Origin of the sequence: Cerasibacillus terrae (assembly GCF_008039555.1) — a bacterium.
Classification (GTDB): domain Bacteria; phylum Bacillota; class Bacilli; order Bacillales; family Amphibacillaceae; genus Cerasibacillus; species Cerasibacillus terrae.
Window position 1 is genome coordinate 59,326 of sequence record NZ_VDUW01000012.1, and the last position, 10,190, is coordinate 69,515.

Sequence of the window (10,190 nt, forward strand, 5' to 3'; positions counted from 1 at the left end):
GGAATCACCTACTTTACGATAAGATAAGAAACTAACTCAAAGTCTTCTGCTTTTTGGAAAGTATCATATGAAAGAGAGGATTCACCGATACTAAATAACGATGCCATACCCATCTCCTCGTTTTTACCGATGATGAAATCAGTAGCACTGGATAACATTGACTGATACTTCTCCATATCCGTAATTTCCTTCGTTTCTTGTTCAAATGCATGAATTAATTCTGGATAAATTTCTGTTTGACCAAGACTAAGTTTTCGATACAAATCAAGGATTTGCTTGCTTTTCACGTGACTGTAGGAAATACGTTCATTTTCATCAATATAAATAAGGTAATATGGCTCTAATGCACTTTGATCTGGAATAGTTGTTTTTTGATTGATTTGACGTAGACAGAAAATGACTCCTGGCTTTAAATCTGAATCTGGATCTGAATGATTTGGTGCGATTGCATATAATCCTAATGGTGCTTTCTCAATCATTTCTTTATGATTCTCCACGTATTCAACCAGATCCATCTTAAAATCATTTAATGTAAGGTCTGTAATAGATAGTCCACCCGACATTTCTTCAAGATCTATTACTTCCTCTTGGAGTTGTTCAAGCTGCTTACGACGATAATCCAGATCATTCATTTTCTCGCCCTGGTAATCGATAACATTCTCCTCACCCGTTGCAGATATATCTACTAATGCCATCCTTCCTGTTACACGTGCTTCCAAATTGATATATTCATCCAGTTCCATATTGGGCCAAAAATTTACAAGCTGGATTTTATCATTTTTCGAACCTAGGCGATCAATTCGTCCGAAACGTTGAATTATACGTACAGGGTTCCAGTGGATATCATAATTAACAAGATAGTCGCAGTCTTGTAGGTTCTGACCTTCTGATATACAGTCTGTGGCGATTAATATATTAATTTCTTCTGATGCATCTGGATACAGTGTGTCTCTACCTTTTGATTCTGGTGAAAAGTGGGTTAATACTGCATTTAAATCTTTCGTCTTTACACCCTTCATTGTTGTTTTATTACTGCCAGAACCAGTAACAAGTGCTGAATGGATTCCAAGGTATTCCTTTGCCCATTCGGAAATATTGTCATACAGATAATTAGCTGTATCTGCAAAAGCTGTAAAAATAATAATCTTTTGGTTGTTTTTGTTTATTGGCTTTTTAATTTTTTTGTTTATGTGTTGCTTTAGATATTGTAATTTTTCATCACGATGTGGTTGTACCTTTGCTGCTTCAGTGATTAGTTGTTCTAAATAATGCCTATCATCTTCTAATGCTTGTCTCCACTTAATACGATCCATGTCCTGAATTAATACTTTGACTTTGGAACCTATTAACATGTCTTCTAATTCATCATCTTCAATATTAATCTCATTGATTTTCAACGTGCTATTAGTATACTCTTTGTAATGATCCAACTTGTAGATAAGATCATCAATCCTATGAAGTAACGATGCAATAGTTTTCCCAAACGAATGTATGGAACTTTCCATCCGCTTTAATAGGTTGACTCGCATAAGATGAATTAAACTAAGCTCACGATCTAACTGAGTCAATACAGATTTATTATTTATTACCGTATCGTACTTTTTGCTATATTCCGTTCGTTTTTCAGGCAAAAGATATCTCAAAGGGGCATAAGCACTTAAATTAAGTCGATTTATAAGTTTATTTACCTCTTCCAATGACGGGAATTCATTTTGATTATCAATCGGTGCATGTTCATTAATTGGTTTTAAACGGGTCGGAAATTTACCTGTCTCTTTTAAATCATAATATTTTTCAACATGTTTACGAGAACGTGCAATCGTTAATGAATCAAGAAGCTTAAAATAATCCGTATTTAACATTTCTAATAGTCGATCAGTATTACGTTCATGATCCTCTAACTTTAACCACTTATTAAAAGCAGTTTGTGACCTACGTAATGATGTTTCGATACTATGAATACCCACTCTTTCTAGGGCATCGTCTTCTCCCTCTGTGATAAAAGCAATTTGGTTCTTCAAATCTTTCATACGATTATTTACAGGTGTTGCTGATAGCATTAATACCTTTGTTTTAACACCTGCCCTAATAACTTTATTCATTAATCGTTGGTATCTGGTCTCATGATCCTTTCTTGCATCGTTATTACGGAAGTTATGTGATTCATCAATTACAATCAGATCATAGTTACTCCAATTGACAGTCTCTAAGTTAATATCTCCTGACATTCCGGAGTAGCGGCTCAAATCTGTATGATTTAAAACATCATAGTTGAACCGATCAGAAGCTAAAATGTTTCTTTTATCATTTAGGGTATATATCGTCCAGTTCTCACGTAATTTTTTAGGGCTTAATACTAGTACTCTATCATTTCGCAATTCGTAGTATTTAATAACGGCTAGAGCTTCAAATGTTTTACCTAGTCCAACACTATCTGCAATAATACAACCGTTATGTTTTTCTAGTTTATCGATTGCACCAAGAACGCCATCCCTTTGAAATTTATAAAGCTTATTCCATATAGTCGTTTCATGAAAACCCGTTTTTGATTTTACTATTGTATCTTCATCTAGTTCATTCAGGTAATCCCCAAATATATGATAAAGCGTGACAAAATAAATAAATTCGGGGTTATGGTCTTGGTACAATACTTCAAGTTGACAAAGTAATTCTTCTTTTACATCTTCAAGTTGATTCTGATCTTCCCAATAAGTATCGAACCACTGAATATATTGTTGCGTCATTACTTTATCATCCGTATAAGTAGTTAGGGCTGGATCCTCAGAATAAGTAAACCCTAGACTACTGCTCCTAAAGTTAGCACTACCAAACATGGTAAATGAGTCATTTCTTAGATTTTGAACATTCAACATGTTCATGGTTGGAACAGATGTTTTAAATGACTTTACATCTACTTTTTCATGTATCCATGCGGCGCACTCCTTCGCAATCCTACTCTGAGTTAACAAGTTACGGAACCCAGCTTCATCTTCAAAGCCAGAAAGGGAACGTTCTCTTTGTAGTTGGGTAGTACTTTCCTTTATATCATGTAGTGTGCTGGTAAAAGATGGTTCAGTGAATAAAAACTTAACACGATCAACTTTTGACAATTCCTTTTTTAATGCATTAAATGCATAAATAGTAAAATAAGCCGACATAATAGACAATTTGGCATTGGATTTTATATTTTCTTTAATAGTTTCACCTATGGATCCCATTTTCTTATTATCAAGAAGCTTTTGCATATGTATCCTCCCTGCTTTGCCTGTTCTATACCCAAAGACTATTCTTCAATATGATTTAATACATTAAATGAATGTCAATGTATGTATACTATTGGGTTAAGTTATTATCAAATAAGAGATTACTTATCAATCGTTTCTCTCGCAAAAACTACTGGCTGTGTAGAAGCTGGGGTCACAAGTACTGGCCACCAAAACGGTGAACCTCTCCAACCTTTTTCTTCATCCCCCTCTTCACGCAGTAGTATAAGTGCTGGAATATCTTGAGCAAGTTCTTTTGCCATTCGAAGTTCACTGTTTTCACCTTTTGGTGTATCAGGAGCATCCTCATATCTCCCCGATGACTTACGTATACGATTGATATTACGGTTTTTCCTAACAACAAGCCAAACTTTATTCTGATCTTCTGTAGCATTCTTAGATAGATATTCGAGACTTGATATAAATGATTTAACATCCCATTCTTCTCCCTTTTCGGAGTCAAATGTATCGTTAATCATCGAAATAATATTTGAAGCATCTTCTAAATCAATCAGTTTTTCCATATTATCTCTAATCAGATAATCTACTTTATCATCAATTTCATTTACTAACTGTCGTATCTTTGTTTTTGAGTAAGTCTGCATACCAACTGGCAACAATCGTTTATGAGCCTTTAATGAGGTCAGTTTTGATAGAATAATTTTATTTGGATTACATGGAACAATATTATTTTTGTTATCTCTTTGAATAAATACAACACTATTATTATTCTGGTTAGTAATTGCATTACGGAGAGCAGTGTCAAAGTCATTGATTTTACCCATCACCTGATAAAGATTAGAGGTTGTGTAAAATCTTGTAACTGCTAAATCCTCTTTTGGTCTGTAACCAAACATTCTAGAGTGCTGTAAAACCGTATCTTGTTGATATTGAAGAGGATTTCGTCCATAGTAGAAACCTATTAAATTACTAATTGTAATACCTCTATCCAGAATTTGACCTCCTATAAAGATGTTAAAAGGTACACGAAGTTTTAACTGTCCCGTATCATCTAATAATTCATTAACATCTTTTTCTGAGTTTACTTTAGTAATCATTACATGCCCTCTTTGCAGAGATTCTCTAGCAAGATACTGTATATCATCTATAAACGGCACATTTACTCCAAGAATGTTTAAAGACAGACTTAATCTATCATACGCATCTTTTACTAATCGTTGAAAATATAATGGGTTCTCTTCGGATGCTAAAGTTAACTGATCAATAATTGCAGTAACTATTACCTCTTGCCATTGATGAGAGGCTTGCCGCTGTTCTGTATGAATAATGAAGCTATATTTAGATTTTCTTAATCTCCTATTTTCATCTTGCTTACGACGAATGATACCTCCAACTAGAAAATTAACAACAGCATCCCTCAATGACTTTACTCGGTTACTTTTTAAAGCTTCTTCAATCTTAAATCTACGCCTATCCGACTTCTTTAAAATTTGTAGCTCATCATCATCAATCGGATTATGTAAATGAAAGGCAATTGATGAATCATCCTGACTTTCTTGGAAGTAATATTCGCCACCCACATAATTACTGCCATGGGGAACAAGATGCGTAAAAGCTGGTTTAATAGGTTTAAATGTATATCCAGAAAGTTCAATATTAGAATCAGGTTGTAGGTATAAGGAATAGGGAGTAGCTGTTACTTGTAAAAAACTTGAGTCTTTAATCGTTTGTCTCAATAAATCTATCTGACCAGCTATTCTATTAATTTCATAAATCTCTCTATCCGTCTTTTTAAAACCAATGCTTGCATAATCCGCTTCATCATCAATTATCAGAGTTCGTTTATTTTTAAGTTCTGGATAAGTTTGATTCAAGGCTTTATCTAACCGCTTAAGATTGTTCGTTTCCTTTTTAACAATGAAAATTAACTTTTGATCTAATTCATATTGCGCTAAATTATCTGGGAGATTCATAATATCAAATATTTGCAGATAATCATCTTCAACAAATACGTTAAATTCATCTTTTAATCTTTCATACGTTTGATAAGCTAATGCCTTAGTTCCTTTTGTCAGAACGATAGCAACATCATAGTTATTATCAAAAGCTAATCCTGTAACCCCTATGAATGTCCTTGTCTTTCCACTTTGGATTTTTCCAAGCAGCATACCTGGGTGGTTATTATTTGTCTTTTTATGAATCAAATCGATTACAGTATCTTCAATACACTTTTGAGTTGCCATATCGTAATCATTTTTATCATGAAGTAAGCTATAAAATAACTCATTTGTTTTTATTTTCTCTTCATTAGTAATCAAAATACTCATCTCCAGTACTGTATATATCATAAAGCCATATTCACTTTGCATATCGATTAAACCTTGAAATAATTCCTTTGGTTACTCAGAACTCTATGTCGTTTCATGGTATTTTTTGCTTAATACAAATTTAACACCCTACTAACAACTTCCAATCGTCTCTTTCCACATTGCTGCTGAAGAACAGTTGTGAATCTACTGTCCTTAAGAAATTTATTCTGATTATTACTATATAACTTCTGGATCATTTCAATCATTTCAACTTCACTTACGTCATCTTCCCAATATGTATCAATTACTAGGTTTATAGTCGCAGCTAAATCCCTTTGTGTCTTCTGAAATAGCTTTATTTCCATAGAATCACCTCAGTGTTCTTACTTTTTTCATACTTTATCTTTATTCTATCTCTAGTTCTATAGTAACACAATAGATTATGAAAAAAATCAACATATTTTCTATGCACCACCATTCAATATGAACAAAGGGGGTATACTACCGTTTCATGCCCCACCCCTTTTTATAAGTCGTTATTTATCCATTCAGGATAGATGACGGATTTCTTTTTGTTTACAGAGACGACACGAGAGGAGCGCATTCTTGAAAGGAGGCAGCAATCATTAGCACGTATCCTTGTTAGTGCAAAAGAAATAGACAAGTGAGGTCCGTGAATTTCCTGGTCAAATATGACATACAACAGGTGAATCTTTTGGGTTTAGAAGATCAGGGCTTACTTCTGGTTAACCAAAGCTAAACGGATGGACTCTTATTGAAGTTGACACTAAAAGGCTATCACTACTTTAGATAACTAAAACAAAATGTCTTAAAGCAAACAATTAGCAAGGGCAATCAGCTCAACAACAGCGTTGGGAAGTTTCTTAGACATCAAAGGGATTATCAAAGCTTGCAGATGTATTCAATCAACAATGACTAATATCCATTGAAAGGAGGCGAAGACCAAATGAGGACAGATAAATATACAGACAACATAGTACCATTTTTAAGTGAGGCAGAATTAAATCAATCATCACTACCAAATATCGGATTATCATCATCTTTATCCAAACAACGGATTGATGATCTACAAAAGTTCGTTCAGGAAGTGATGAAGTACAGTTATTATATATGATTTATCGTATTTCTCGTAAATCAAAGTATGATTTAGAGATTGTTGAACGCTGTGAACAAGCAAATATTAGCTTGATAAGTTTAAGGAAAACTTTGATATTGCAACTCTGATAGGCAAAATGATGTTTCAACTTTTGTCTAGCATTTCAGAGTATGAACGTAATGTAATAATTGACCGTGGGAAGATGGGAATGATCCAACGTGCAAAAGAAGGATACTACAATGGTGGAAGAGTACTAGGTTACGATAGTGTCAATAAACATTTAGTGATATACGAGGAACAGGCACATATCATCCGCTTAATATTTGATTACGCTGAACAAAATCTAGGTTATAAGGCAATTGTAAACTGCGTAAATACCATGGGCTATAAAACAAAAAGAGGAAACCCTTTTCCATTTAACACTATTAAAACAATCCTAGACAACCCAATTTACATAGGCAAAATTCGTTTTAATATGTATAAAAATTGAGCCAAGAAACACCGTAAAAGAAAGAACAAAGAATATATTCTAGTTGATGAAAACATGAAGCCAGCATTGAACAGAAGCAATGGGATCGTGTACAGCAATTTCGTAAAAAACGCTCTGTAAAGCCTGCATAATCTAATAAACCATATATTAATTGGACTTGAAGAATTAAAGAGTCAAACAGCGACTTTATTAGGTGAGAGCCTTTTACAACACAGAATGTTGAATCAGGATAATTTGAAGATTTCATCAGGGCTTTCAACACTGAAAGAAACAGCAATGAGTTCAGTTGTCAGTACGCTAAAACAGCAAACAAATTTGATTCAAGAAAATTGGATTCTACTTTAAGTGTATTAGGGCAACAAGCCTTAGGGCTTGATAAATTAAATCAGTCATATTTAAAAACCACATCTGAGCACTTGCAATCAAACTTGCATCCTCTCTCAGAATTAAATTCCATATCTATTGCCTCATCAGTTGCTATAAATAGAGTCTATGAATCTGCTGTTAACGACATTGAGAACTTATATAGAAAAGTCGCAGATGAAAAAGTTGAAAATAATCCTAATTCAGAGATTGAATCATTAGACAAAGAATTTTTAGAAGACTTTATTAAATATTGCAAACAATTTGGCTCCATATTAAATACATTAAATTCGTCAGCAATTTGGGTTGTTCTTCAGAAAATTGTTATCATTCATGGTCTTTATGTGATTGCTTTGGGTATAGCTGGCGATTCGGATACAAACCCTATAGACAACCCAGACATTGCACCTATAGAAGAAAGAAATGAATGTAATGAAGAGCATTCCTGTAATGAAGATATTTGAGGGAATTAGAGGTTTGCATAAAAAAGAGCTCTCCTGGTATAGTACAAGGTGTCAATGCGCATTGACCCTGAAATTATAGATACCAAGGAGAGGACTCAAATGAATTATAATCAAAATCATAAAATCATGCAAATCACACCTTCTACATTAATCGTAGGAATTGATATCGCCAAGGACAAACACGTAGCCCGTGCACAAGATGATCGAGGTATAGAATTTGGAAAACGATTGATCTTTGAAAATCGTATAGACGGCTTTCAAAAGCTGTTAGATTGGGTTTCTAGGCATCAAAAGGAAAATCAAAAATCGCATGTTATCTTTGGAGTAGAACCTACAGGTCATTATTGGTTGAATGGCCTACTTTTTGAAGGCAAAAGGATATGACTTTGTTCTAGTGAATCCAATGCATGTCAAAAAGAGTAAAGAGTTAGATGATAATTCTCCAACTAAAAATGATACGAAAGATGCCCGTGTCATTGCGCAGCTGATAAAGGACGGTCGATACTCGGTACCAAATCTTTTAGAAGGCATTTATGCCGAACTAAGAGAAGGCGTCAAATTAAGAGATCAACTTACCAAACAGCTAATGATTATCGAAGGTCGTATTCAAAATAATATCCAACGATACTTCCCGGAATTCTTTGACGTGTTTGCGGATTGGAAAGGAAAGGCCGCACTTTGTACATTACGCCTATTTCCATTTCCTTCTCACATTAAAGAAATGACACCAGAAGAAGTACTTTCAAAGTGGAAACCACATGTAAAACGTGGTGTAGGAATCAAACGAGCTACCAGACTTGTTGAAACAGCCACTAAAAGTGTTGGAATTTCAATTGGTATGAAATTTGCCCAATTAGAAATGACTAGTCTACTTGAACAGTATGACTTGTATAGGGAACAACTAGAGGGATTAGATTTTCAACTAGAAAACCTTGTGGAAGAGATACCAGGTGCTAAAGAGATGATGTGTATTCCTGGGCTAGGCGCCACGACAGTGGCCACCTTCTTCGCAGAAGTTGGAAACATTAGGAACTATAATCATCCACAACAGCTCGTTAATTTAGCTGGATTATCATTACGTGAGCACAGTTCCGGAAAATTCAAAGGCCAATCAAGAATTTCCAAACGTGGACGAAAAAGGCTAAGAAAAGCCTTATACTTAGCTGTAAGACCAATGGTTGCACATAATCAAACATTTAAAGCACTCCATCACTACTATACAACACGACCAAATCGTCCACTGAAAAAACAGCAATCTCTTATCGCACTATGTTGTAAATTATTGCGTGTATTATTTGCCATAGGCAAAAAACAGTGTCCATTTGATGGAAATAAATTACTACGGGGATTACCACAAATAGAATCATTACAGGCAGCTTAGAGAAGCTTAATTTAGTTTATTAATCATCTTTTATATTTGTATTTCTCAAACCACAAACACCAATAGTGCAGAGTCGGAGCTTATTTATTCCATTCGGGCAAATATGACCCAGCTGAGGAGCATATCCGACCTCCACCTCGTGGATACGCAGGACGAAGGAATTTATGGACCATAATCCGGTGAGATATGGGAGGGTGAGCGACCATGATTTGCGTGGAGAATATTACGCACGGTTATATAATTTTTTCCAAACATAACCAGTTTGGTCGTTAGGATGGGTAAAAACATGTTAGAATCTTCCGAAATAAATACCCGAACATAAATATCACAAATAATCTTTATTAAGTGTTTGAGTAAATGTGAGAAAACAAGAGAAAATGAAAGATATTTAAAGTATATAGAGGGAGTATATAGAGGGAGGAAAATTCACCTAAAAAAACATGACTATGAAATTGATGTTGAAACAAATATAGAAGATATGGATATTGATGCTGGATCGAGGACTGAGGAATACTAAATTCATCAATGTTGCATAACAAATAAGTGTAATTGGGTGCTATTAATTTTGAAATAGAATTCAAAAAATATGTATCACCAATATATATCTGACTTTTGACGTTACTGCAATTTCTATGTTGTAATAAATACAAAATATAATAAATAATCAGTATTATTCAAAAATCACGCCCGATTGTTGAATAATACTGATTAAAGACGAGGCTGGGACAAAACCCCAGTAAATAAAAACTAAGGCGTGGGAGCTTACACTAAAAAAAGTGTAGGCCCCACGCCTTTTTATGTTGTTATTTGAGTAAACAAAAAGGACACCTTTTGATAAAATT

Annotated in this window: 6 protein-coding genes and 2 pseudogenes; 5 read left to right on the plus strand and 3 right to left on the minus strand. The window is 34.3% G+C overall.

All coding sequences use genetic code 11. The features are described from left to right. Positions 1-8 precede the first annotated feature (8 nt). From FHP05_RS13560 to FHP05_RS13570, 3 genes are all read right to left on the minus strand, one after another. Positions 9-3,245: a helicase-related protein gene (locus FHP05_RS13560; RefSeq protein WP_191126358.1), complete on the minus strand. Its 3,237-nt coding sequence runs from the start codon at positions 3,243-3,245 to the stop codon at positions 9-11. 119 nt (positions 3,246-3,364) lie between these two features. Then, positions 3,365-5,542, minus strand: a complete 2,178-nt coding sequence (locus FHP05_RS13565) for a Z1 domain-containing protein (RefSeq protein WP_330998097.1) — start codon at positions 5,540-5,542, stop codon at positions 3,365-3,367. A gap of 119 nt (positions 5,543-5,661) precedes the next feature. Beyond that, positions 5,662-5,898, minus strand: a complete 237-nt coding sequence (locus FHP05_RS13570) for a TIGR04540 family protein (protein ID WP_147670233.1) — start codon at positions 5,896-5,898, stop codon at positions 5,662-5,664. A 602-nt stretch (positions 5,899-6,500) separates the two neighbouring features. Here FHP05_RS13570 and FHP05_RS15420 point away from each other — a divergent pair. From FHP05_RS15420 to FHP05_RS13585, 5 genes and pseudogenes are all read left to right on the plus strand, one after another. Further along, complete coding sequence (locus tag FHP05_RS15420) at positions 6,501-6,668, plus strand: hypothetical protein (protein WP_191126359.1); 168 nt, start codon at positions 6,501-6,503, stop codon at positions 6,666-6,668. Positions 6,669-6,762: 94 nt separating this feature from the next. Next, positions 6,763-6,873: pseudogene (locus FHP05_RS15715) on the plus strand (hypothetical protein); the annotation flags it as partial. After that, the gene (locus FHP05_RS13575; RefSeq protein ID WP_330998098.1) at positions 6,859-7,140 is read left to right on the plus strand and encodes a recombinase family protein; all 282 of its coding nucleotides are present in this window, start codon (positions 6,859-6,861) and stop codon (positions 7,138-7,140) included. The pseudogene FHP05_RS15715 and the gene FHP05_RS13575, both read left to right, overlap by 15 nt. A gap of 329 nt (positions 7,141-7,469) precedes the next feature. Then, positions 7,470-7,967: a hypothetical protein gene (locus FHP05_RS13580; RefSeq protein WP_147670235.1), complete on the plus strand. Its 498-nt coding sequence runs from the start codon at positions 7,470-7,472 to the stop codon at positions 7,965-7,967. Positions 7,968-8,066: 99 nt separating this feature from the next. Further along, positions 8,067-9,348: pseudogene (locus FHP05_RS13585) on the plus strand (IS110 family RNA-guided transposase). Positions 9,349-10,190 lie beyond the last annotated feature (842 nt).

What these genes read in the sequence shown, in the direction of transcription:
- FHP05_RS15420 (WP_191126359.1), top strand. Translation starts at nt 6,501, where the DNA reads ATGAGGACAGATAAATATACAGACAACATAGTACCATTTTTAAGTGAG.
- FHP05_RS13575 (WP_330998098.1), top strand. Translation starts at nt 6,859, where the DNA reads ATGATCCAACGTGCAAAAGAAGGATACTACAATGGTGGAAGAGTACTA.
- FHP05_RS13560 (WP_191126358.1), bottom strand. Translation starts at nt 3,245, where the DNA reads ATGCAAAAGCTTCTTGATAATAAGAAAATGGGATCCATAGGTGAAACT.
- FHP05_RS13570 (WP_147670233.1), bottom strand. Translation starts at nt 5,898, where the DNA reads ATGGAAATAAAGCTATTTCAGAAGACACAAAGGGATTTAGCTGCGACT.